Below are 24,985 nucleotides of genomic sequence, written 5' to 3'. Positions count from 1 at the left end.
CAGGACGCTGGGGCAGAGTGAGATGGCTGCCATAACCCGCGACTTTGCGCCAGTCGAGCTGAAGCAGTTGGCAGCACTGCTTAAACGTTTCAATGTAGAGCGGTTTGCGCTGCATCAGCCGCTGCCAGGTGTCGAGGGCAGTGTTGCCCAGTGCCGATCGAATCACGGTGGGGCAATCGGTGGGACTATCGAGCGCGTCATCCTGCTGCATATAGAGCTGTTCGCTGACCTGAAGGATCTTTTCTAGCCCCGATCGCGAAGGCTTCAGCAAAAAGGCGGGTTCGACAATGAGCGTTGTGCCGTTTCTACGAATCACATCCACAATTTCGCCTGCGGCAATGCTGAGATTTTGAGGACAGCGAGCTAGCCACCAGGCACTATTGAAGTAAACTTGTCCGGTTCGACGCGGCTGAATTTCACGTTCAACGATCGCCTGTCCCTGCCAGGGTTCTCCTTGTTCATCAGCCGTTGATTTGTCGAATCGATCGGGTTCTAACCCGTTTGCTAGATCAAACTGCATTTTGATTAACTCCCTGATTCAGGCGGCAATGCTGGAAAAGCGATCGCAAGAGCAAAGACATTTGCTTACTGTTTGGCTTCTTTTATTCTCGCGGGTGATCGCGTAGACAGGCGGCGTCTCCGGGGAAAATCTTTAGGGTTGTCTCCGAGTCGAGCATTTCTGAGGGGAGGGTGAAATCAAACGATGAATTCAGATGAACACTGTAAATTGAATTGTGCGTGAATTAAAGCGTGAATCGTGCTCGGACACTAAAAAGTTACAGAAAAGCAAGCCTTGGGACACAGGTAATCCCATTGCCAAGCATGAGTCTACGAACTTTGAGGAACATTTTGTGAAACGTCCCTGGAGGAACATCTCGATCGAAAGACTGATTAGCGATCGAAATAAATCAAAATAAGCGGAATACAAAATCAGCTCTACGAGTGATCCGGGATGCTTATTCCCTACAACAATGGCTGTTGAAAATCCAGAAATCAAACCTACTTTTTGGATCAGCCGGTCTGCCCCTCCTGCAAGGGAGGAGTGCTTTCCGTAGCGGGGACTTGCAAAAAGCCGAGACGATCGAACGGGAAAAAGCAGAAGATTGCACGACCGATAATATTCTGACGCGGCAAAAAGCCCCAGACGTGAGAATCATTACTGTTGTTGCGGTTGTCACCCATCACAAAAAACTGGTCTGCAGGAACGCGTACTGATGGCATTTCGTAGGCAGGCGGCTCGGCAAGGTAGGCTTCGGTCAGGGATTGACCGTTGATTAAAACATTGCCCTGCGTCACTTGCACGATGTCTCCCGGTGTGCCAATCACCCGCTTGATAAATGCCTTATCAGGCGCATAACCAAACTGCTGAAGCTGGAGCGGCGGGTCAAAAACGACAATCTCTCCGTGCTGGGGCGATCGAAACCGATAAGCAATTTTCTCTACCACGAGCCGATCGCCAATTTGCAGGGTAGGCAGCATCGAATCCGAGGGAATGTAGCGCGGCTCTGCTACAAATAGCCGAATCACGATCGCCAGCACCAGCGCGATGCCTAAAATTTGCACGTTGTCTCGCTGTCCTTTCGAGAGGCGCGACCACCACGAGCCAGACTGCTTCTTAACAGAAGCTTCAGTGTTGGCGGATTGAGCATTGGGGGGAACGTTTTGCGATTCAGAAGCCATCGGGATTCAGAAGCCAATAGATAGAGCGAATTTCTCTCGATCGAGAGACCATCCCAACCTTACAATTTTTTTAACCGTATTCCCAGGAGAGCCGTAAATTATGGCAAGTTCAGCGTCGGGCGATTCAACAGCTCCCTCGGAGCAGGCAAACTCAAAACAAAATTTAGAACAGTGGTACATTGTCAAACAGCCGAGCGGAGTCTGCCAAATTCTCTCTGTTGCCGAAGCTTCTGAGTTTGCGAATTGGTCTGATCACGAGAAATGGGGACCGTTTCAGTCCCAGGGCGAAGCGATCGCCCGTCGGGTGGGGCTGATCCGGGCTGGAAAGTGTCAACCTCAGTAAAAAGTGTCAGTCCCAGTAAAGAGCCAGCCCTAGTAAAGAACTGATTGCCGCTTTGCTAATCATTCACCGGACGATTCCCCGGATGATTCACCCGCTCATTCACCCCATTATTGGTTTACTCGCCATTTTTGCTGCCCCTATGTCCTTTCGATCGCTCAACCTCCCCATTGCCCAACTCACCGAACCCACTTCGATCGCCCTCGCCCAATCCATCTACGTTCAAGGCATCGAAACCCCGCTTCAGCCAGAGCCGGTTGCTTCGCAGTTCCCTATAGGGATAATCGAGACGGCGTTTGTTTATCGAAAAGGCAAACAGACCAGAAATCAGCCGATCGTGTTACTCCACGGATTTGACAGCTCTGTGTTTGAGTTCCGGCGGTTGCTGCCGCTGCTTGCAGAACACGAAGACACCTGGGCGATCGATTTGCTGGGGTTTGGATTTACCGATCGTCCGGCGGGAATTCCCTTTAGCGCAGCGGCAATCAAGACTCATTTTTATTACACCTGGAAAACGCTGATCGGTCAGCCGATGGTGCTGGTGGGGGCTTCGATGGGGGGCGCGGCTGCGATCGATTTTGCCCTGACTTATCCAGAAGCAGTGTCGCGGCTGGTGCTGATTGATAGTGCAGGCTATTCGGCAGGTCCGCCGATCGGCAAATTCCTAATTGAGCCAATAGGCAGGTGGGCGACTAATTTTTTGCGAAGTCCGAAGGTGCGTCGCGATGTCAGCCTGAAGGCTTACGCTGATCCCCAGTTTGTCACCGACGATGCCCTATCCTGTGCGGCACTGCACCTGGAGCATCCCCACTGGCAAAATGCTTTGATTGCCTTTACGCAGAGCGGGGGCTACCGTTCGTTTCGCAGGCAGCTTGCCCAGCTTCAGCCGCCAACGCTGATTCTGTGGGGCAAGAACGATCGCATTTTGGGCATCAAAGATGCAACTCGCTTGCACCAGGCAATTCCCCAAAGTCGTCTGGTCTGGATCGATCGCTGTGGTCATGTGCCGCATCTAGAGCAGCCACAGTTAACCGCCGCCCATATTTTGAAATTCCTGGAGCCTGAGTAAATGTTTCAGGGTGAATGGTTCAGGAGTCCCCATAGTCCTGCGTTTGCCCCCAATCCCCGACCCATGAGACACTTCCGCTTCAGGATGCGGTTCAGAATTCGGTTCAAAGTTCCTCAATCTCGAAAATTTCGAGGGATTTCATGCTCTCTTCCGGCTCAAAGTTCCCCACGGATGGGAATTTGGGGGGCGGTTCAGGTCGCTTCCTCGCAGCTTCAAACATCCTCTTAACGGGCGAATGTTCCTGCCCTGTGTCGTGATATTGTTAAAGCTCCCCCTGTCTGAGCGATCGAGGAATGCTGCTGTGAAGTCGTCTGCTCCGCCATTTGCTCCGAAAGTATTGGTCATCCTGAATGGTAAGGGCGGCGTGGGTAAAACAACAACAGCAATTAACCTGGCGGCAGTATTTGCAGAAAGGTTTCGGGTGCTGCTAGTAGATGCCGATCCGCAGGGATCAGCAAGCTGGTGGGTGGAGCGCAGTCAGCGCAGTTTGGGATTTGATTTGTCGCAGGAAGCCGACCCTACTCTGCTAACAGGACTGCGGCGCGTCAAGGATTACGAGCTGATTGTCGTGGATACCCGACCCGCGCTGGACTCCGAATCTCTGATGGCAGTGATTCCGGCAGCCGATTATTTGCTTTTACCGACCCCGCCTGCCCCAATGGATCTGTCTGCCCTGATCGAAACGGTGAAGCGCACGGTGATTCCGGCTCAAGTTCCCCATCGGGTGCTGCTTACTCGCGTTGATCCCCGCAGTCTGGGGGAAGCTCTGGAGGCACAAAATACGCTGCTCGAAATGGGCATTCCTGCCTGTCATGCGTTTATTCGAGCGTACAAAGCACACGAACGAGCGGCATTAGAGGCGCAGTCTGTCATTCAGTGGCGCGGCAAAAACGGGCGAGAAGCAGAGGCAGACTATCGGCGCGTTGCGGAGGAAGTGCAGCGGGATTGGGCATGATGTGAGCATGATTATTGATAAAATTTGCATCTGGAGTAGGCGGCAAAGGCTAGAATTTGAAGGGATTGGAGGCAACTATGGCAAAGAAGCGGCTTTCGGATTTACTGCGGGACGAAGTCAATAAATCGGCAGATAAGGCAGGGCAAGCGGCTGAGCCTTCTTCTGAACCATCAAACGAGCCGTCGAACGAGCCGGCAAATCAGTCATCCAATGAGTCGGCAAACGAGCCATCGAACGAGTCGGCAAATCAGTCAGCAGATCAGTCAGCAAAATCAACCGGGGCGAAGCCAGCCAAGCCACCTGAAAAATTGCCTGCTTCGAGTCAGCCGACGATCGACTCAGCCGATTCAGCCATAAGTAAGGCAAGTCCCGAAACCCCTGCTGAAGCCAAAACAACCGCCCCCCAGGGAGAACCACTTCGCCTCGGCGTTCATCCCAGCCAGCAGAATCAGCAAGATGCAACCGCTGAGGTAGCTGCTGCCCAGTCTGCTCGACGCAATAGCCCCACCAAAGCAGAACTCGAAACCACGATCGCCGAACTCAAAACTCAGCTCGAAACGGCTCAGCAGCAGAAAGAAAGCTTTGACCAGCAGATCGATCACCTTCAGGCAGAAGTGAAGCGGCAGCAGTCTGTAATCGACCAGCTTCAAGCGGAGATGCAGCAGTCTAAATCGCTCAGAGCTGAACTGGAAGAAGCCCGACAAGTCATTCTCAAGCTTTCGGAAATCAACGTCAAACCCGTTGACGCGAAGTACGCCAGCAAGGAACAGGACACGCGTAAGCAACAGGACACCCGTAAGGAAATCGCTGGCACAGCAACGCATGGTGTGGCTCCGACTGCCCATCTTCACTATGTTAAAGCGGGAGAATCACAACCAATCCCGCCTCAGTCTGCTATCAGTAAATCCGGTGCGCCGATCGTTCCAGCGCCTTCTAACGCGGCTGAACCCGAGCTAGAGTCCAAGCCAGTCCAGTTCAAGATGCCCGCTTCCAACGAAGATGCAGGCAAACTCGCGCCGCCCAGCCGACACCAGCAGGAACTTCGCCGCATTCTCGACCACCCGATCCGACCCGCCTCCCTGCCACCGATGTCAACGCCGCAAAAGGAAGACAAGAAGCTGAGCGAAACGGACATGGGCTGGGTGGATTGAGATCGTTAAGATAGATAGAGCCAGTATTAGCGAACGTGAAGCTTCATGACCTCAACCCTCATCAGTTCCTCCTCCGGTCTTAACGCACCCCTGAATGCGCCTACCGTTCATCAATTGTCCAGTGGACTGACAATCGTTGCCGAGCAAATGCCCGTCGATGCGGTGAATCTGAGTCTCTGGGTGGGGATTGGTTCTGCGATCGAAACTGACGAAATCAATGGCATGGCTCACTTCTTGGAGCACATGATCTTTAAAGGCACGCAGCGGTTGCAGAGCGGTGTGTTTGAACGAGAAGTCGAGCAGCGCGGCGCAGCCACCAATGCAGCAACCAGCCAGGACTACACCTACTACTACATTACCTGTGCCCCTCAAGACTTTGCTGCCCTGGCTCCACTCCAGATTGAAGTTGTGCTGAATGCTGCCATCCCAGATGATGCCTTTGAGCGGGAGCGAATGGTCGTTCTGGAAGAAATTCGCCGCTCTGAAGACAATCCTCGTCGCCGCACCTACGCCCGATCGATCGAGGCAGGATTCGATCGCCTGCCCTATCGCCGTCCCGTTCTTGGACCTGCCAGTGTCATCGAAAACTTGAAACCGCAGCAAATGCGCGACTTCCACGCAACCTGGTATCGTCCTCAGTCGATGACCGCCGTTGTTGTAGGGAACCTGCCCGTCGATCGCCTGATCGAAATTGTTGCCGAAGGCTTTGAAGCAGCTCAATCCAGCAATTCTCCCACGCCCACAGTTCCCAGCCCCCATCTCCTCTCCCACTCCCCCGAAGCCCCCTTTACCGAAGTCAGCCGTCAGGAATTTGAAGACGACGGCTTGCAGCAGGCGCGTCTGGTGATGATGTGGCGCGTTCCCGGTATGGAGGATTTAGCTGAAACCTATGCGCTGGATGTGCTGGCTTCAGTGTTGGCACGCGGACGGACTTCTCGCCTGATTCGGGATTTGCGCGAAGAGCGAGGCTTGGTATCGAGCATCTCGGTCAGCAATATGACTTATACGCAGCAGGGCTTGTTCTACCTCGCTGCCCAGCTTCCTACTGAAAATATTCCAGCCGTAGAAGCCGCTGTGCAGCAGCACATTCGCCAGCTTCAAACCGAGCCGATCCAGGAATCTGAGATCGAGCGCATTCGCACTCTGGTTGCTAATCGCTTTATTTTCGCCAACGAAACGCCAAGCGATCGCGGCAGTCTCTACGGCTATTACCAGGCAATTCTGGGCGATCTGGCTCCTGCACTCGACTATCCGGCACAAATTCAGGCGCTAGAGGCGATCGATCTGCAGCGGGCAGCGCAACGCTATCTCGACCCGGATGTCTATCGTGCCGTAGTGATGAAGCCGACCGTTTCGTAAGTGCCGTCAGCAATCCCGTCAGCAGTGCCGCTAGAACTCCAATGCAGTGGAACGAAATTGCCGCCCACATTTCTCAGGTGACTGATCAGCCCTTTCAGGTGGCACACCAGCGATCGGTCGGGGGCGGCAGTGTCAATCAGGCATACGCGATTTCTGGCGGCGAACAGTCCTATTTCGTCAAGCTAAACCAGGCGAGTCGGCTTGCCATGTTTGAGTCGGAGGCATTGGGACTGCGGGAAATCGGCAAAACGGGAACGATTCGAGTGCCGCAGCCAATCTGCTGGGGAGTGAGTGGCAACGCTGCCTATCTGGTGCTGGAATGGCTGGAATTAGGCTACGGTGAACCGCCGACCTGGGAGGCAATGGGGCGCAATCTGGCGGCAATGCACCGCATCACCAGTGCTCAAGGTTTTGGCTGGCATCAAAATAATACGATCGGCTTTATTCCCCAAATGAATTCGTGGACGCAAAGCTGGGTCGAGTTTTGGATCGAGCATCGGTTGGGCTATCAGTTTCAGCTTGCCCGCCGCAAAGGAGGACGCTTTTCTCAACAAGATCGCCTGCTGGCTGCCGTTCCCAAAATTCTGGCGGGACATAATCCGCAGCCTTCTCTTGTGCATGGCGACCTCTGGACAGGCAATGCCGCTGTGACGCTTGAGGGAGAGCCTGTGATTCTTGACCCGGCAACCTATTACGGCGATCGCGAAGTGGATCTAGCCATGAGCCAGCTTTTTGGCAGTTTCCCGACCGGGTTTTACAGTGCTTACCAGGCGGCTTTTCCGCTCGATTCAGGGTATAAAACTCGCAAAATTTTCTATAACCTGTATCACATTCTCAATCACTTCAATCAGTTCGGCGGCAGCTATGAATCCCAGGCAAATCAAATGATTGCATCGCTGTTGTCGTAAATGGAAGCGATCGGTTTCAGCCGGAAGATCTCTCGATTCTAAAGCAGTACAATATGGGCATCTAGCTCGATCGAACTCATCTTTGGGGACAGAAGCAGGCAGACTGTAACGATCGAAATTAGGATGATTCTTCCTATTTCTGAAACATCTAATTTCCGGCGTCGATCGTCTCAAACTGCTTCGCGTAAAAGCGAGCATAGCGTCCACTGTGCGCCAGAAGTTCCTGATGCGTTCCCGATTCCACCACGCGACCCTGCTCTATTACCAGAATGCGATCGGCGCGACGGATGGTAGCGAGGCGGTGGGCAATGATAAACACGGTGCGGTTTTGCATTAGTCGTTCGAGAGCTTCCTGCACCAGGGCTTCGGATTCAGAGTCAAGAGCAGACGTGGCTTCATCCAGAATCAGAATGCGGGGATTGAGCAGGACGGCACGGGCGATCGCAATGCGCTGTCGCTGTCCGCCGGAGAGATTCACGCCCCGTTCCCCCACCCAGGAATCATAGCCGTCTGGAAACTGGGAAATAAACTGATGAGCATTTGCAACTTTTGCAGCAGCAATCACCGCGCCGATATCATAATTGTGCTGACCAAAGGCAATATTTTGGGCGATCGTCCCGGAAAATAGCACCGTTTCCTGCGGCACAATTCCGATCTGGCGACGGAGGCTGCTGAGCGTCACCTGACGAATATCCACCCCATCAATCAGGATTTGTCCGGCTTGCGGATCGTAAAAGCGCGGCAGCAGATTCACCAGCGTTGTTTTGCCTGCCCCCGATGCCCCGACTAATGCGATCGCTTCACCGGGAAACGCCAGCAGGCTGAGGCTTTGCAAAACGGGCTGATTGGGTTTGTAACTAAAGCAAACATCGCGCAATTCGACCTTGCCGCTCACCCAGGGTAGGGGTTGAGCGTTGGGTTGCTCGACGACGGCAGGCTCGATGTGCAGCAGCTCAAAAATGCGATCGACCGAGGCTTCTGCCTGCTTGAATTCGTTGTAGTTTTCTGGAAGGTGGGCGATCGGGTCAATCAGCCATGCTACTGCAACCGCATAGCTACCAAACTCCGTTCCGGTGAGGTTGCCCTGCGCGATTTGCCAGCCCCCCAGCAGCAGTAGCAGCAAAATACTCACCGCATATAGAAAACCCACCACGGGAAACTGCACTGCCTTCAGCCATGCTGCCTTGTACTTTGCCCGCCGATTGCGCTCGGCTTCTACACTAAAGCGATCGACTTCATACGCTTCTGCCGCAAATGCCCGCACTAATCGAATGCCGCTAAAAACTTCTGTCACCAAGGAAGATAAATCAGAAATTAAAGATTGACTGCGGCGAGATTGTTTTAAGATACGTTCGCCAAACCAGCTAATCAACCCACCCAATAACGGAACGGCAATTAAACTCGCCAGCGTGAGCTGCCAATTGAGATACACCATGTAACCAAACACGAGAATCAACTGCAACACGCAGGGGATGAAATCGTGAAAGACTTTGTTGATGGCTTCACCAATGCGATCGATATCTTCTGTTAATCGATAAGTGAGATCGCCCGTCTGTGCTCGTTCAAAATAGCTGAGGCTCAAGGTTTGCAGGTGTGCGTAGGTTCGCTTTCTTAAATTCAGCGCGATCGCCAGAGAAGCCTTTGCCATCAGCGCATCCTGTCCGTACTGTGCCGTCTTCTGCACTAGGAAGACGAGTGCCACGATCGCCGCTGTTTTCGCCAGATTCAGCACATCCCCCTTCACCAAAAAACTGAGCAGTTGCCCACCCAATGCTGCTAAAAGGGGCCAGCAAACCGTGAAAACCAGCGTACAGAGCAATGCCTGAACGATCGTGCCTGTTTGAGGACGGAGGTAGGGGAGGAGTTGCCAGTAGGTCGATCGGGGCATGGGGTGGATGGGGAGGTGAAAAGATATGAGGAGGTGGAAAGATGGGGGGATAGGGAGATGAAGAGAGGGAGATGGGTATTAGGAAAATGGGGAGTAAAGGGCAAAGAGGGTGAGGGACTAGAGAAGTAACTTCCTTTTCAGATTCAAGTTTGCTAGTGTTTTCACCTCATCCCCTTATCCCCTGAAGTGCTCGACGCAAGTCCCCTCCCTGTTCAGCAAGACGCTGCTTGGCGGCGATCGCATCCAGTCCGCTCCAGTGCATCAGGAGGGCAAGTTTGACTTGACGATCGCTTTTTTCTAAAAGTTCGGCGGCCTCCGAGCGGGGGAGTTGGGTCAGGTCTTGCAAAATGCGAAGGGCGCGATCGTACAGCTTGCGATTAGTGACGGAGACATCGACCATCCGGTTGCCGTAGACTTTGCCCAGTTTCACCATTGTTCCGGTCGAGAGGATATTCAGGGCGAGTTTAGTGGCGGTTCCGGCTTTGAGGCGAGTAGAGCCTGCGAGAATTTCTGCCCCGACCAGGAGGCGAATATCAACATCAACGGAGAGGCTGACCTGCTCGATCGGCACACAGGCAATAAAAATCGTGTTTGCGCCACGCTGCTGAGCTGCGTGAATGGCTCCATGCACATAAGGGGTTGTGCCGCCTGCGGTGATCCCGACGACAACATCGTGATTTGTGATCTGGCGATGAGCGATCGCTTCCATGCCGTCTTCTGCCCGATCTTCGAGATCTTCGGAGCTGCGAACCAGTGCCCCAGCTCCGCCTGCGATAATGCCCTGCACCAGTTCAGGCGGCGTACAGAAAGTGGGAGGACATTCGGCAGCGTCGAGAACGCCTAAGCGTCCGCTCGTTCCCGCACCCACATAAAACAGCCTGCCGCCCCGCCGGAGAGATTCTGCAATGAGATCGATCGCCTTTGCCAGGTCTGCTTTTGCGGCTGCTACGGCTGCCACTGCCTGAGCATCTTCCTGGTTGAATAGCTCAACGATCTCCACGGCGGTCATCTGATCGAGGTTCTGGCTGTTGGGGTTGGTCTGCTCGGTCAGCAAATGTCCCCGTTCCGTCATATTCTGCATGGGTAGCGAGTGCGAGAGGATGTCCGAGCTAAAGTGTACCGTTTGTCGGACATGGGATCTAGCAGGGGAACTTCTCCTACTTCACCTTCGGATATAGCCCATAATCGCGCAAATATCTGTAGTCCCGCAGAATTCGATCGTGGTCAAAGCAAAGCAGCTGGGGAATTTCCCAGAGTTCAAACACGCCGATCCCTTGAGCATCATCTTCGGCGATCGGATCACCAATGGCAGTTGCAACATAAACAGCACTCATCGTATGCTGACGCGGATCGCGCTTCGGGTCAGAATAAACCCCCAGCAGCTTCACCAGTTCGACCTGAAGGCAGGTTTCCTCGAAGGCTTCGCGCATGGCTGCCGATTCTGCCGATTCGCCGTAGTCGATAAAGCCGCCCGGAATTGCCCAGCCCAACGGCTCGTTTCTGCGCTCAATCAGGACGATTGGGCGATTGGGGCGATCGATTAGCTCGATGATAATGTCAACGGTGGGGGTAGGATTGTGGTGAGTCACGGGGCGTTCCCTGAAAAATGGCTAACAATCAGAATAAATCCTTGCCGAACCAGAACCCGCTCTAAAATGAGAGAAGTTTTCTGGAGGACTACGAGATGACGCAATCGATCCCCTCCGCTGCGGCTGGATCGGCAACGGGCAGAGCAGGAACGACAACGGGCAGAAGCCGCTGAGCAGGAGCTTGCCCGACTCCGATCGCTCCTACAAAACACTAATTCCGACGCTTGAACTAAGCCGAACTCCTCCATGTGAAAGATGAGCCGATCGCCCTAGACGTGCCACATTCAATCTAACTCCCTTAACGTTCTATGACTCAACGCTTTGTTACACAACTGCGCGTTCGCCACTACGAGATGGATGCTCTAGGTCACGTTAACAATGCCGTCTATCAGCACTATCTGGAGCAGGCAGCAATCGAGCATTCCGAATCCCTTGGCTTCACCCCCGATCGCTACCGGGCATTGGGAGGATTGTTTGTCATGCGGCGAGTGGCGATCGAGTATCTGCGTCCGGCAGTCGCAGGCGACATGCTGAAAATCACCACCTGGCTCCAGGAAATGCGTGGAGTCCGTACCCTGCGTTGCTACGAGATCCGCCGCCAGGGAGAACCCGATTTGATTGTTTCTGCGGAGGCTCTCTGGGTCTGGGTCGATGAAGCAACGATGCGTCCAAAGCCGATCCCGGAGGCGATTCAGGAGGCGTTTGGGGAGTTGGTTAAGCGGTAGAAGAGATAAGGAGATGAGGGGATAAGGGGTGAGGAGCGAGTCGGGATGCAGTTGAAAGGGGTCTGTGAACAGGAATTGCAGAGTTTGTCTAAAATCCTTTAATCCAACAATTATCACAGCATTTATCAATCGACTTGGACGATCAACAGCACACTATTACCCTAGAATCCCCGATTGCAAACAACCAATCTATCCCTTTCTCCTCCTTGATCTCCCCCTGCCCCTATCCCCCCTACCAACCCAATGGAGGCACACAATGACCACACTCCAAGGCTCATGGCTACACCAATCGATTATCAGTAATGGCGTGAAGCTGCACTACGTGACCCAGGGCGAAGGTCCACTCATGCTGATGATGCACGGATTCCCGGAGTTCTGGTACTCGTGGCGGCATCAAATTCCTGAGTTTGCCAAAGATTACAAGGTGGTGGCGATCGATCTGCGCGGCTATAACGAGAGCGACAAGCCACAGGAGGTCAGCGCGTATCGAATGCCGGAACTGCTGCTGGATGTCGAAGGAGTCATTCACGGGCTAGGCTATGATTCTGCCGTGGTGGTGGGGCATGACTGGGGCGGAATGATCGCTTGGACGTTTGCCTATGACTATCCGCATTTGGTCGATCGGCTGATCGTGCTCAATCTTCCTCACCCTGCCAAGTTTGCTCAAGGACTACGAATGCCGCAACAGTTGCTTCGCAGTTCCTATATCTTTCTGTTTCAGATTCCAGGTCTGCCGGAAATGCTGATTCAGGCAAATGACTATCAGTTGTTGGCAACTGCATTGACCGGGATGGCAGTCAATAAGCAAACCTTCGCATCCGCAGATTTAGAGGCATACAAAGACGCGGCTGCAAAACGGGGCGCACTCACCGCAATGCTCAACTACTATCGGGCGAATTTCTTGCAGTCGGAACTGCTCAGTCGCGACTGGGGAATGCTGGACGTGCCAACGCTGATGATTTGGGGCGAGAAAGACACTGCCCTCGGCACTGAACTTACCTATGGTACTGAGGAATACGTCGAGGATTTGACTATTCGCTATATTCCCAACTGTAGCCATTGGGTACAGCAGGAACAGCCGCAGCTTGTAAATCAGTACATTCGCGAGTTTTTGGCACAGCCAAAGTAGAAGCAGGAATGCGGGATGCCGGGGTAGGACTGAGTAAGCAGAGCGACTGCTGTCTCACTCAGTCCAGTTTGATGATCCGCCTGTTGGTAAGACAGTGGTTAGGCAGAAGGAACCGCAGCCTGAGCGGTGAGACCCACGGCTTCTGCATACTTCAAATAGGTTTCTACCGAAGCAATGACGACCCGTGCCTCAATTGCCAGCAGTTCAATGCCGACCAGCGAAACCCGCACTCAGGTATCGACAACAATCCCTTTGTCGAGAATGCGATCGACAACTTCAGCCAGGCTAGACGAGGAATTCACTTTTTCAACTGCCATCCAATACGCTTGAATAAGTTATCGAGTTGTAGAATTGTCAGTGAGCGTACGTTCAACAGAATAAGAATTTGATGCCTTAGCGATCACGAGATAAATACTGGAAGAACAGAAGTTTGAATAAACGGAATCTCGGTAAAATCACGAGAAAAAATTTCCGTAGAATCACTAATTATTTATCTTTTTGATAAATTGCTGAAAAAGTGAACCGCCCAGATCGTATTTTCAGCAATAACACGTTTATGATGTTTAGGATTTAATAAAGAAAAGAATTTGACACGTCATGGTTTGGACGAGAACTTGGCTTGCCGCTTGTAAGAGATTGGCAAGTATAGGATTCAAACCCAGCCTAAACCGGTGCAAACGATTTTGTGAATGAAAGCATTAGCTCTCTTGACTCGTTTGATCGCGTAATTGTTATTTTTTACCCAGTTTTGGGCTTCATAAGAAATAAATGATGCTATTCAAACTTCTAAGTTGGCTCACTTAGAGAATGGGGGCGAGGGAGGCAGGTACCATTGTGGAAAAGTTATCGCTAGGGCAGTTTCTAGTTCATGTTAAATCAATCAAGAACTCACAGCTGACGGGCACTTATACCCTCCAATCTAATGCCAATCAGTCTTGGAAGCTTGTGTTTCGCTTGGGGCGAATTGCCTGGGGTGGCGGGGGTGAGCATCGCTTTCGTCGGTGGTATCGCTGCATAAAGCATTATTGCCCTGAGCTTGATCCTGGAGGAATTCGGCTTCGTCAACAGGACATCGTGAGCGATTGGGAATATACGGCGATCGCCCTTTTAATGATGCGGCAGCAAATTTCACGCGATCAGGGAATTGCAATGATTCAGCAAGTCGTCATCGAAGTTTTGTTTGACCTGGTGCAAAGCTTTGAAGTCAATAGCAGTCTAATGGGACATTTTGAGCCGCAGGCCGATGTCGGTGAACCACCAGTTTTATTAGATTCAGAACAGGCAGTTGCCCGATCGCAGTACCTCTGGGGCAATTGGTTTAACGCTGGATTAACCAGCATTTCGCCTAATCTCGCACCCGTTTTAAAGAATGCCAATGCTCTTGAAAAGCAGCTCTCCGGCAACTCTTACAGTTCGCTCAAATCACTGGTCAACGGCAACTCATCCTTGCGAGATCTCGCCTTTCAAATTAAGCAGGATGTACTGGCAGTTGCGCGTTCTTTTAGCCCCTATTTTCAGCAGGGCTTAATGGGCTTGCAAACGATCGCCGACTTACCCGCTCCCCCTTACCAGCTCACCGAGCTAAAGGTCAAAGTGGCAGAGCATCAACCTCTGATCGTTTGTATTGACGATAGCGTGAAAGTCTGTGAAACGATGAGTGAAATCATTACCCAGGCAGGATACCGCTTCATTGCAATTCACGACTCTTTCCAGGCATTGCCCACGCTTCTGGCTCAGAAACCCAGCTTTATCTTTCTCGATCTCGTAATGCCGATCGCAAGCGGTTATGAGATCTGTACTCAAATTCGTCGCGTTTCATCCTTCAAAGATATCCCAATTGTGATTCTGACGGGGAATGATGGCATTATCGATCGCGTTCGCGCCAGGGTGGTGGGTGCTTCTGACTTTCTCTCGAAACCGATTGAGTCTGATAAAGTCATTGCTGTGATCAACCGTCATTTGAGAAATCGCACTGCGGGTTCTGCGAATCGTTCTTTAGAGAACCGATCGATCGTCTCTCCAGAATTTTCGACTGATTCTTTTATCGTTTAACCCTTTATTCTCTCTGGAATTCACCGCTATGAATACTGTACTCCTCGTCGAAGATTCTCAAACAGAAGCAGATTTCGTGGGTCGTTGCTTACAGCAAGCTGGACTTTATGTGGTTAGTGCAACAAGTACCGATGAAGCGCGCACCCGCCTGCAACAGCACAAGCCAGACCTGATTGTGCTAGACGTGATTCTGCCCGGACAGAGTGGGTTTGAATGGTGCCGGGAGTTAAAAAGCACTGCCCAAACCAGCTCGATTCCAGTCGTGATTCGCTCATCGAAAAGCACCGAAGCCGACCAGCTCTGGGGAAAAATGTTGGGTGCAGATGCCTATGTGCCCAAATCCGAAAGCTATCAGGCACTCGTGCAAACCGTGCAGAAATTACTTCGGAGTTGAGTGATGCAGCAGCTACATCAACGGAATCTGGGGCTTCCGCCAGACCAGATCCGGCAAAAGCAGGCGCAGCAGGGAGACATTCAGGCGATCGCCGTGCTGCTGAATCAGAAACTCAATTCCAGAGGCATTCAGGTTCAGGGCAATCGCAGAGAGAATCGAGTGGGCATTTTGCTGGAATCTACCACCCCGCTACCGCACCAGCCGTTGCTGACGTGGGTTCATCAAGAGTTGAGTACTCTCAATCCAAAAGGAATTGCTCAGATTGAAGTGTATGGACGAATCAAGGGACAGCACCAGACAGAATGGCAGGCAGTCATCAACCTGAAGCGTAGCATCGCCACCCCAGGAAGTGATATTGCCTCTCTCGATGCGGTTGCTTTGGGTACTGTCTCTCTCGCTGAGTGGTTACAGCAGGGAGTCATTTCCGATCGGCTTAAATTGCAGTCAGCCAATCCGCCTCTATCCACGGAATCGGTTGTCCTGACTCCGTTTCTTCGGTTCTATTTCGCCGCTGAAGAAACGGCACTTTTACCGTTGGAGGGAGTTAAGGAAATTCTCAAAGTTCCACCATCGGCAATTCTGCCCGTCCCGCAAATGCCAGCCGGGGTTCTGGGCGTCTACAACTGTCGGGGTAATATCCTTTGGCTGGTTGATTTGGGAATCCAGGTTGGTTTGGAAAATTCCTCATCCTCGCGCTCCAAATCCTCCTCTAAACGGCTGAGTTCTGCAAGTTCGTCTTCCGGGCAGCAGGTTCCTGGATTTCCTATTGGGTGGACTGCTGGGCAGGGGTTAACCGTGATCGTCATTGAAGTAGAGCATCAAACGCTGGGACTAGTCGTTTCTGAGGTACTAGAGATTGAGCCCTATCCGCTTCAGCAAATACAGCCTGCCCTCGCAGACCTATTCTCACCTCAGCTCCAGCCCTTTATTCAAGGCTACCTGAGCAGTTCGAGTAGCCCTGTGCTCAGCCTGAAGGCCCTGATAAACGATCCCAGACTGCAAATTTATCAATAGCCCAATTGCGACCGCCCAAGCGCGACAATCCAAAGGCGATCGACCCGTTTCCCTGCTTCAAGTTTCTCTTATCCACTCGTCTACCTTCTGCAAAAGACTGCACTATGAACAGCTCCTACCTATCCGACGATGCAAGCGATGACCTTTTTGCTGGGTTTGATGACCAGCCTGTTGCTTGGAGCCAGCCTATGTCTGAGGAAATGCCTCCCCAATCGGAACAAGGCAAGCAGACGAACGGCAACGGAGAAAGTTTTGACAGAAACGATAACCGGGAAAGTCACGACAACGGTAAAAGCAGCAGTAACGCGAACGGTAACGGACAGAGTAATGGCAAAAACGGTAGAAGCGGCAAGCTGCCGATGATGGTAACTGAACACGAGCATAGTTCTCAAAATAATTCTCAAAACATTGCCCAAACTGCGGTGCTGGATCAATTAATGGGATTTACTTCTCCGCCTGCGGTTGCAGTGACGCTCAGCAACGATCGCCCCATAGCCGCTAAGCTGAATCAGGCTCAAAACTCCGCCAGTGTGCAGCAGTTTTGTGAGTCGGTGTTGACGATTAAAAAGGAGCTGGAAAAAGCGGAATTGCTCAGCAAGCCCGAATTACGCGATAACCTGCAACAGCTCGTCAGACTCTACAAAAGTGTCCATCACGATGTCGAAAAGCTGGTCGAGTTAAGGGTGCAGAAACAGCTTGAGACGCTGAAACACCAAGGGACAGCAATCATCCAGGAAATGCGGCAGGCGGCAAAGCAGGACGCTGCCTTTCAAATTGCGGTAACGAGTCTACAGATGGCGTTGAACGGCGATCGGGTGATGCTTCTGCGCTTTGTGAGTCAAACCCAGGTCACGGTACTCAGCGAAACAGCAGACTATGATGCGCCCAGCCTGAAAGAAAGAACGCTGCCTGCGGGCTGTTTTGGTCGGAACCAGCAGGAGGATTACCTGAGTGCTTCCCTGTTCATAATGGAAGATATCCATGAAACCCATTTGTCTACCTACCAGCGGCATTTTCTAGAACGCTTGCAGCTGCGCGCCAGTCTGGTCTTCCCGATCGTCGTTGATGGAACCGTTTGGGGACTGATGGCAGTGCTGCACGGCGGCGAGGCGAAACGCTGGCAAGAGGTCGAAACCAGTTTGCTGCTGCAAGTTGGCTCTGAACTATGTCTCCAGCTTCAGATAGCCCAATCCCAGGCACAAACTTTAAACCTGCTCGAGCGGGAGCGGGCAATTTCTCGTATTGTGGGCAGACTGCGCCAGGCCAATGATCTGACGACCATTTACAATACCGTAACGCAGGAAATGCGAAAGCTCCTGAACGTGGAGCGACTGACGATCTACAAGTTCCGCGACGATTACTCTGGCGATTTTATTGCGGAGTCTGTGACCGGAGACTATCCCAAGCTGGTGGGCAGTGGATGGGAAGACCCCTATTTGAGTGAACAAAAGGGCGGGCGGTTGCGTGATAACGTTCCGCTAATTGTCGATGACATTCACACTGGAGAAACGATCTGGGAAAATAACGGATTTAGTCTGGTTCGTCCCAAACGGCTGCTGACGGATTGCCACGTTGAGTCGTTGGAGTTTTATCAGGTGCGCGCCTATGTCATAGTGCCTATCTTTCAGGGCGATCGATTGTGGGGCTTGCTGTCTGCCTTTCAAAATCGAGGTGCGCGACGGTGGGAAGAGGACGAGATTCGCTTGATGATGAAAATTGCTGACCAGGTGGGAATTGCCATTAAGCAATCTGAATACGCGGCTCAACTGGCAAAAACCGCAGAGCGAGAACAGACGCTAAACCGTGTAATTGCTAAGATCCGGCAGAGTTTGAATATTAACAGCGTTTTTACAGCCACCACTCAAGAACTGCGGCGGGTGTTAAATTGCGATCGAGTCGGAATTTACAAATTTACCGAAGACTGGGGCGGTGAATTTGTCGCCGAATCTGTAGGGGCAGGTTGGGTTTCAGTGATTCAGTCGCAATCCGAGGATCAGACGCTCAAGCAGAGCCTTGCTCTGGAGGATCGTTGCACTGTTCGGGATTTGACCACTTCAGGAACGCTCAATTCAGACACCTACTTTCAGCAGACCAAAGGGGGCGACTACACTCGTGGCTGTCCATACAAGCGGGTCGATGATATTTACACAATGAATTTTTCCCGCTGCTACCTGGACACACTGGAAAAGTATGAGTGTCGCGCCTACATTATTGTGCCGCTTTTCCAAGATTCCAGGTTGTGGGGACTGTTGGCAGCGTACCAAAACTCGAATTCCCGCCAATGGCAGGACGAAGAAGTTAAAATCATGTTGCAGCTCAGCAGTCCGCTCAGTGTTGCAATTAACCAGGCTGAGTATCTGAGCCAGATTCAAGCCCAAAACCGCAAAGCTGCTAGAGAAGCAGAGGTCGAACGGGCACTTGCCAAGGTCGTGGAAAAGATTCGCAAATCGCTGGATATCAACACCATTTTTGAGACGGCAACTCAGGAAGTCCGCAAGCTACTGAGCGTCGAGCGGGTGGCGATCTACAAGTTCCGCGATGACTATTACGGCGATATTGTGGCGGAATCCAAGCTAGGTGATTATCCCAGTTTAGTCGGGGCTGCCTGGGAAGACCCCTATTTGCAGGAACATCAGGGCGGACGCTTCCGCAATAACGAATTCATGGTTGCCGATGATGTGTATGAAGCAGGCATGACCGATTGCCACGTCGAAGCCCTAGAATTCTTTGGCTTTAGAGCCTGTGCCGTGGTTGCCATCTTCAAAGGACAAAAACTTTGGGGTTTGCTGTCCGCTTTCCAGCACAGTGCACCGTACCACTGGGAAGAAGAGGATGTGCGTCTGCTGAACCAAATTGCCTTGCAGCTTGGTTTTGCCTTGCAGCAATCTGAGTATGTGGAGCAGCTCCAAATCCAGGCGCAGCAGGGCGCGATGGCGATCGCCCGTGAAAAAGAAAGCCGTGAAACCCTTCAGCGCAGCGTGTTGCGGCTCCTAACGTCTGTTCGTCCTGCTCTGGATGGAGACCTAACCGTGCGCGCACCGATTACCGAAGACGAAGTGGGAACGGTAGCAGATGCCTACAACAATACGTTGCAGAGCCTGCGGAAATTAGTATTACAGGTGCAAACCGCCGCAAGCCAGGTCGGAGAAACCTCCCAACAAAGCGGAGGCGCGATCGCCGGACTATCGCAGCAGGCTCAGCGTGAAGCACAGGATATCGCCCACGCTCTGCGGCAAATTCAGGTGATGCTAGATTCCACCAAAGCCGTTGCCGCAAACGCCCAGCAAGTCAACGTCGCGGTACAGCAAGCCAATGCGATCGTGCAGCAGGGAGATATTGCAATGAATCGCACAGTTGATGGAATTTTAGGAATTCGGGAGACGGTATCGGAAACAAGTAAGAAGATCAAACGATTGAGCGAATCGTCCCAAAAAATCTCAAAAGTGGTGAATCTAATCAGCACCTTTACTTCACAGACTCAGCTCCTTGCGCTGAATGCGGCGATCGAAGCGACCCGTGCCGGAGAAGCAGGGCGAGGCTTTGCGGTCGTTGCCGATGAAGTCCGTGCTTTGGCGCGACAGTCTGCAGAAGCAACGACGGAAATTGAAAAGCTGGTGCAGGAAATTCAAATTGAAACCAGTGCTGTTGCCACCGCAATGGACGCCGGAATCGAGCAGGTTGTCAGCGGGACAGGCCTGGTGAACACTACCCGCCAAAGCCTGACCGAGATTGTTTCTGCCACGGCTCAAATCAGCCAGCTGGTGGAAGCAATTACCCAGGCAGCTCAAAACCAAACCCATCAGTCCGAGACTGTGACGGCAACCATGACCGATGTGGCGGCGATCGTCCAGCAAACTTCCCAGGAAGCAATTCAGATTTCTGCATCTTTCCAGGAGTTGCTGAAAACGGCGGAAGCTCTGCAAACCAGTGTCGATCAGTTCAAAGTCTCGTAGGTTTGTAGTTTCGTAGGATAGGTTAGGCGAAAGCCGTAACGCCTTAATTCCCAAAACACCTGACACCCGTGCGTACGCTGCGCTAACCCATCCTACGCAAGCTGACTGCCTGATTCCACGCTTCGAGAACGCGCTCAGCATCTATCCCTGCCATGACCCCCATACTCCGCACTCCAACCCATTCCGACCCACCCCATAACAGCTACTTCCTTACCGAAGCTCAGGATTTACTCAAAATCATTGAGCAGGGGGTGTTGAGTCTGCGCTCCAATCGTACTTCAGCCAACGTTCATGAACTCATGCGGGCAGCTCACACGCTGAAAGGAGCCGCTGCCAGTGTTGGACTCAGTGCGATTAATAACGTCGCCCACGTTCTGGAAGATATCTTCCGCGCCTTCTACAATCCAGCGGTCGAAATTGATACCGAGATTGAAGGGCTGCTGTTTGAGGGCTACGAATGCCTGCGTCTGCTGTTAACGGCTCAGCTAGATGGCAGCCAGGTCGATGAGTCGGATACGCTCAACCGGGCAGCCGATGTAATCGCTCGATTACAGGAAAAGCTAGGCGATCGGTTTGACCGCGATACCCCGATTCCCTCATCAGCGGAACTGGGGTTTGATATGGTGCAGTCCATGTTTGAGATTGGTGTGACGCAGCGATTAGAAGAACTGAGCCAGGCAGTTGTTCGCCACGCACCCGATTTGGATGAGGTACTGCGATCGCAAGCTGAGATTTTCCTGGGATTGGCAGAATCTCTGGAGTTGCCGGGATTTGCGGCGATCGCCCAAACGACACTGGCCGCGCTAGAACGCCATCCCGAAGCGACTCACCCGATCGCTCAGATCGCACTCCAAGATTTCACCCAGGGACGAGCCCAGGTATTGGCAGGCGATCGCAGCCAGGGTGGCGCACCGTCTCCCCAGTTGCAGCAGTTTGCTCACTCCAGGTCTGTTGAGCCTGCTTCAATAGGGCATTCAGGTCGTGATGCCAGCACTGCCCCAGAGATGCTCAACGGCAGAATTTCACAACAGCCGAACAATCAGATTCCGGAATCAACCCAATCTGCGCTTTCCCCCACGCTCGCCTCCGCACGGGCATTTTCAGCCCAGATCAACTCACCTCTCGCTTCATTGATCAACCTGCTGCAAACGGAAATTCCCCTCGAAGCCTGGCTGCAACGTCTCAAAACCAAGATCACGTCATCGAAAACATTATCGAGAAGATTCCGTCCTTTATTCCTGCGTCCAACCTTTCTTCCTGCTTCTCGGAATACTCCTGTGGTTTCCCCCTTTGCAGAGAATCTATCTTCGGATCTGCCTCCGACCCTGCCCCTTGAAGCACTGCTCAGTAATCTTGATTCTCCATCCGCCAGTGTAGCCAATGGATTCGCGATCGCCGACTCGAACGCAGCCGAATCCGATTCACCCAGCGAGGCGTGGAACGTTTCCTTTGCAGCAAACAGCTTAGAAAATTTTGAGGAAAGCAGGAGTCCGTGGTGCATTGAAACCCCTGCACCAAACGATACATCAGAAAATATTGATTCTTTTAATCCAGAATTCAACTCGGATCGAGCTTTTGATGTTGCTATTGAACTCAATGATGTGGCTCAATCAATCGCAGAATCGTCTTCTACTTCATTTCCAAACTCATCAATCGAGCTGAATCGATCGCAGTCTCCGAGCATACTGGAAAAAGAATCTTCCCAGCGTTCCTACCCTTCCCCCACTGCGGTTTCGTTTAAATCCTCATCAGCGAATCCTGCGGCTTCCACGCTATCGACTCCTAACGCCTCGGTGCGCGTGGATTTAGAAAAGCTGGAGAAACTTAACTATTTAATCGGGGAACTGCTAATTAATCAGAATCAGCAAACTAGCCAGGATGATACCTTGCGTTTGATGGTGCAGGAACTGCTGGATCGGCTGCAAAAACAGCAGCGAACCATTGATCAGCTTTGTAGCCAGAGCGATCGGTTCCTGCTCTCGCGTCAGCCCCATAACTGCAAAAACACAGAACATGCTTCTTCCATTGTGCAGCAGTTTGATGAGCTGGAAATGGATCGATATAGCGAGATTCATATTTTGTCTCGCTCCACGCTGGATAAAGTCATGGAGCTGAAATCCATTTCAGAAGCACTGGATCAAACCATCCGGCAATCTCGCCGATCGCTAGAAGCACAGCAACGGCTGTTATTTGTCGTGGGTAACGACCTCACCGCGCTCCGAATGCAGCCGCTCGACGCCCTATTTGCTCGATTAACGCAAGTCATTCAGCAATTATCAACGTCCCATCATAAGCCTGTTGAAGTGATTGTCACGGGAACCCAAGTCTTAGTGGATAAAACGATCGTTGAAAAACTCTACGATCCGCTTTTGCATTTGGTTCGCAACGCCTTCGATCACGGGATTGAACCAGCAGAAACCCGACAAGCGATGGGGAAGCCTGCTGTGGGGCGAATTGAAATTAATGCCTATCATCAGGGACATCGCACGATTATTGAAGTGAAAGATGATGGTCCCGGCATTAACCTCCAGCGAGTTGCACAGCGGGCGGTAGAAATGGGTTGGCTTCCCGAAAAGGCGATCGCGACCACCTCTGAAAATACGCTGCTGTCGTATCTGTTTGAGCCAGGTTTTTCAACCGCAACCCAGGTTAGTAGTTTATCCGGTCGAGGGGTCGGCTTGGATGTTGTGCGCTCCCAGATCGGGGGATTCAAAGGTTCGGTTGCCGTCAGTTCTGTTTCCCAGCAGGGCACAACTTTTTCACTGCAAATTCCGCTTTCGCTCACGATCGCCAAGCTGCTGCTGTGCAAAAATCAGGGAATTAGTTACGCCTTACCGATCGACGCCATTGAACAAATTGTGTCCAAGCCTGATGCGCTTTCGCAGGTTGGCAGGCAGCAGGTGTTGCAGTGGCGCAAGGGCGATGAGGAGCAGGCGGTCGTAGTCCGTCCCCTGTCTGCCCTGGTTTCTGATCTCGTCAATGATTCTGAAATTCCACACACTCTAGCCGCAGCCCAGCCCCCTATCCCCACTCCGCTCTCAATTGTCCTGGTACGAACGGACGCTGGATTAATGGGCATTCAAGTGGAGCAGGTGTTGGGCGAACAGGAACTGGTCATTCGACCCTTCGGGCAGGCGATCGCGCCTCCGCCCTACATCTATGGCTGCTGTATTGTGGGCAATAATCAGCTCGCACTGGTGATTGATATCAGAACACTGTTTCAGCAAGTCACCAGCCTTCAGCAAGCCACAGGTTCTCAGCAGGCGACAGAGTCTGCTCGCACTTCCGTTCATCAACCTGGAATTGTACCGACTCGTTCTCCTGCTGATGCTGCTTTCGCCGCAAGCCCATCACCGCAAACTTTGGATCAAGCGTTGCCCACCTCTGCCTCTTTGACTGCCAGCACTCCTGTCGCTCCAGCGTCTAAACGTTCTCCTCGGCATTTTCACATTCTGCTGATCGAAGATTCGCTAACCCTGAGGCAAACCCTCTCGCAGTTACTTCAACAGGAGGGTTATCAAGTTTCACAGGCAAAAGATGGGCTGGAAGGATTGGCATTTTTGCAGAAGCATCCCGGGATTGACCTAGTTCTTTGTGATATTGAAATGCCGCGCATGAATGGCTTTGAATTTTTGAGCCAGCGTCATCAGCATCGCTCTTTAGCAAAAATTCCGGTGGTGATGCTGACTTCCCGCAGCAGCGCAAAATATCGCCAGTTTGCGATCGATCTCGGAGCAACAGATTTTATTACAAAACCCTATGTCGATCAAAATTTGCTATCCACGATCCATCATTTTCTTGTTCACGATAAGGTTTAACCCTAACGGAATTTAACGATGACTGCCATTCCGACTCATACCAACGCTGAGCGATCACTAGAGTCTGAAACCTGTCGCGCTGTTGTATTCACGATCGCCAATCATTTATTGGCATTGCCGCTCACTGCCGTTCTTAAAGTGGTTTCCCAATCGGTTATTCAAAACGATTATTCTAATGTGCAATCTGTTATCTACCTGGAGAATCAACCGATAACCCTGTTGAATCTACATCCCTGTCTATCTACTGTTTCTGGCAACAATGTTTCTAACAAATCAGCTTTATCTGCTGGAACTTCAGGACAGTTTTTGCTGATTACCGGATTGCAGGGGCACGCGCAATGGGCAATCCCAGTGGATCAACCGCCGACGCTGATGGATCTGCCGCTGTCCACCGTTCGCCAACTGCCGATCGCCTATCGCCAGCTCATTCAAAATCTTGCTTGCCATGTTTCAGTCCTCACCAACCAACGTGGACTTTCAACAATTCTTCTGCTGAATCTCAAGCAGGCTTCTGGGTTGGTTCAGTAAGAGCAATCGCCCCTATTCGAGATCAGTATTTTCATCAATGTCCAACGTTGCTATCAACGAAGCACAGGACGAACGACCGTAAGCGCAACAGGGAAAGAACACAAGGACGATCGCCCACTCCATCTTGCTGCCGTTGCTCAGGCTCCCAGTGCCGATCAATGGATGCAGCAAGAGAGAAACATTTGTCCTCATGGATTATTTGCCACACAACCCTTTACTTCAGGTAAGGAGTACCATGTCATTTCTCCCCGCCTGTTGGGGTAGGAACCCATCTACAACTTGCTCTCAGCTTCTCGCTAGTTCATCGGATCTCGTACGATAGGGAAGTTCTCTCAAACTTACTACGTTGCAGAGGTCTTCCAGCCTCATCTTCTAATTCACAGAAAAACAGCCCTGCCACCTGGATGCCGTCAGGAGACTGGACAATTAGCAT

Annotated in this window: 20 protein-coding genes and 1 pseudogene; 14 read left to right on the top strand and 7 right to left on the bottom strand. The window is 52.0% G+C overall.

The genetic code is table 11. The annotated features are described in order from the left end of the window. On the bottom strand, positions 1-520 hold a 520-nt coding region (locus H6F80_RS26485; protein WP_190794508.1), incomplete at its 3' end, for an NfeD family protein. A gap of 491 nt (positions 521-1,011) precedes the next feature. Next, entirely contained in the window at positions 1,012-1,680 is a 669-nt protein-coding gene (gene lepB, locus H6F80_RS26480) for a signal peptidase I (protein ID WP_190794507.1), read from the bottom strand. A gap of 100 nt (positions 1,681-1,780) precedes the next feature. On the opposite strand from lepB, the gene H6F80_RS26475 reads away from it, so the two are divergent. The 6 genes from H6F80_RS26475 to H6F80_RS26450 all read left to right on the top strand — a co-directional run bounded on the left by H6F80_RS26475 (position 1,781) and on the right by H6F80_RS26450 (position 7,462). Then, positions 1,781-2,023 carry a DDE transposase family protein gene (locus H6F80_RS26475; protein WP_190794506.1) on the top strand — a complete coding sequence of 81 codons (243 nt, stop codon included), beginning with the start codon at positions 1,781-1,783 and terminating at the stop codon, positions 2,021-2,023. 52 nt (positions 2,024-2,075) lie between these two features. After that, entirely contained in the window at positions 2,076-3,089 is a 1,014-nt protein-coding gene (locus tag H6F80_RS26470; protein WP_242067584.1) for an alpha/beta fold hydrolase, read from the top strand. A 301-nt stretch (positions 3,090-3,390) separates the two neighbouring features. Further along, positions 3,391-4,044 carry a ParA family protein gene (locus H6F80_RS26465; RefSeq protein WP_518523660.1) on the top strand — a complete coding sequence of 218 codons (654 nt, stop codon included), beginning with the start codon at positions 3,391-3,393 and terminating at the stop codon, positions 4,042-4,044. A 77-nt stretch (positions 4,045-4,121) separates the two neighbouring features. Continuing rightward, the gene (locus H6F80_RS26460; protein WP_190794504.1) at positions 4,122-5,195 is read left to right on the top strand and encodes a hypothetical protein; all 1,074 of its coding nucleotides are present in this window, start codon (positions 4,122-4,124) and stop codon (positions 5,193-5,195) included. A gap of 45 nt (positions 5,196-5,240) precedes the next feature. Next, positions 5,241-6,554, top strand: coding sequence for a M16 family metallopeptidase (locus H6F80_RS26455; RefSeq protein ID WP_190794503.1), 1,314 nt, complete (start codon positions 5,241-5,243; stop codon positions 6,552-6,554). Between the two features lie 41 nt (positions 6,555-6,595). Continuing rightward, the gene (locus H6F80_RS26450; RefSeq protein ID WP_190794502.1) at positions 6,596-7,462 is read left to right on the top strand and encodes a fructosamine kinase family protein; all 867 of its coding nucleotides are present in this window, start codon (positions 6,596-6,598) and stop codon (positions 7,460-7,462) included. A 148-nt stretch (positions 7,463-7,610) separates the two neighbouring features. Here the strand turns inward: H6F80_RS26450 and H6F80_RS26445 are convergent, their stop codons facing one another. The 3 genes from H6F80_RS26445 to H6F80_RS26435 form a co-directional block, all read right to left on the bottom strand. Continuing rightward, positions 7,611-9,350 carry an ABC transporter ATP-binding protein gene (locus H6F80_RS26445; RefSeq protein WP_190794501.1) on the bottom strand — a complete coding sequence of 580 codons (1,740 nt, stop codon included), beginning with the start codon at positions 9,348-9,350 and terminating at the stop codon, positions 7,611-7,613. A 166-nt stretch (positions 9,351-9,516) separates the two neighbouring features. After that, the gene (gene murQ / locus H6F80_RS26440) at positions 9,517-10,422 is read right to left on the bottom strand and encodes an N-acetylmuramic acid 6-phosphate etherase (RefSeq protein WP_518523659.1); all 906 of its coding nucleotides are present in this window, start codon (positions 10,420-10,422) and stop codon (positions 9,517-9,519) included. A gap of 85 nt (positions 10,423-10,507) precedes the next feature. After that, complete coding sequence (locus tag H6F80_RS26435) at positions 10,508-10,939, bottom strand: NUDIX domain-containing protein (RefSeq protein WP_190794499.1); 432 nt, start codon at positions 10,937-10,939, stop codon at positions 10,508-10,510. Positions 10,940-11,247: 308 nt separating this feature from the next. Here H6F80_RS26435 and H6F80_RS26430 point away from each other — a divergent pair, with 308 nt between their 5' ends. Then, positions 11,248-11,664, top strand: a complete 417-nt coding sequence (locus tag H6F80_RS26430) for an acyl-CoA thioesterase (protein WP_190794498.1) — start codon at positions 11,248-11,250, stop codon at positions 11,662-11,664. A gap of 256 nt (positions 11,665-11,920) precedes the next feature. Beyond that, the gene (locus H6F80_RS26425) at positions 11,921-12,793 is read left to right on the top strand and encodes an alpha/beta fold hydrolase (protein ID WP_190794497.1); all 873 of its coding nucleotides are present in this window, start codon (positions 11,921-11,923) and stop codon (positions 12,791-12,793) included. 98 nt (positions 12,794-12,891) lie between these two features. Here the strand turns inward: H6F80_RS26425 and gvpA are convergent. Continuing rightward, positions 12,892-13,110 (bottom strand): annotated as a pseudogene (gvpA, locus tag H6F80_RS26420) (gas vesicle structural protein GvpA). Between the two features lie 517 nt (positions 13,111-13,627). Here gvpA and H6F80_RS30970 point away from each other — a divergent pair. From H6F80_RS30970 to H6F80_RS26390, 6 genes are all read left to right on the top strand, one after another. Then, a complete protein-coding gene (locus H6F80_RS30970; RefSeq protein WP_190794496.1) occupies positions 13,628-14,845 on the top strand; it encodes a response regulator in 1,218 nt (405 codons plus the stop codon). Positions 14,846-14,873: 28 nt separating this feature from the next. Further along, entirely contained in the window at positions 14,874-15,239 is a 366-nt protein-coding gene (locus H6F80_RS26410) for a response regulator transcription factor (protein ID WP_190794495.1), read from the top strand. Positions 15,240-15,242: 3 nt separating this feature from the next. Beyond that, entirely contained in the window at positions 15,243-16,253 is a 1,011-nt protein-coding gene (locus H6F80_RS26405) for a chemotaxis protein CheW (protein ID WP_190794494.1), read from the top strand. 104 nt (positions 16,254-16,357) lie between these two features. Next, positions 16,358-20,206, top strand: a complete 3,849-nt coding sequence (locus tag H6F80_RS26400; RefSeq protein WP_190794493.1) for a GAF domain-containing protein — start codon at positions 16,358-16,360, stop codon at positions 20,204-20,206. A 152-nt stretch (positions 20,207-20,358) separates the two neighbouring features. After that, positions 20,359-24,024, top strand: a complete 3,666-nt coding sequence (locus tag H6F80_RS26395) for a hybrid sensor histidine kinase/response regulator (RefSeq protein ID WP_190794492.1) — start codon at positions 20,359-20,361, stop codon at positions 24,022-24,024. Between the two features lie 18 nt (positions 24,025-24,042). Next, positions 24,043-24,552, top strand: coding sequence for a hypothetical protein (locus H6F80_RS26390; RefSeq protein ID WP_190794491.1), 510 nt, complete (start codon positions 24,043-24,045; stop codon positions 24,550-24,552). 12 nt (positions 24,553-24,564) lie between these two features. Here H6F80_RS26390 and H6F80_RS26385 read toward each other — a convergent pair whose 3' ends face one another. Continuing rightward, positions 24,565-24,744 carry a hypothetical protein gene (locus tag H6F80_RS26385; RefSeq protein ID WP_190794490.1) on the bottom strand — a complete coding sequence of 60 codons (180 nt, stop codon included), beginning with the start codon at positions 24,742-24,744 and terminating at the stop codon, positions 24,565-24,567. Between the last annotated feature and the right edge of the window lie 241 nt (positions 24,745-24,985).

Origin of the sequence: Leptolyngbya sp. FACHB-711 (assembly GCF_014695615.1) — a bacterium.
Lineage (GTDB): Bacteria > Cyanobacteriota > Cyanobacteriia > Elainellales > Elainellaceae > Leptolyngbya_A.
This window is presented reverse-complemented; position numbering and strand designations above follow the sequence as displayed.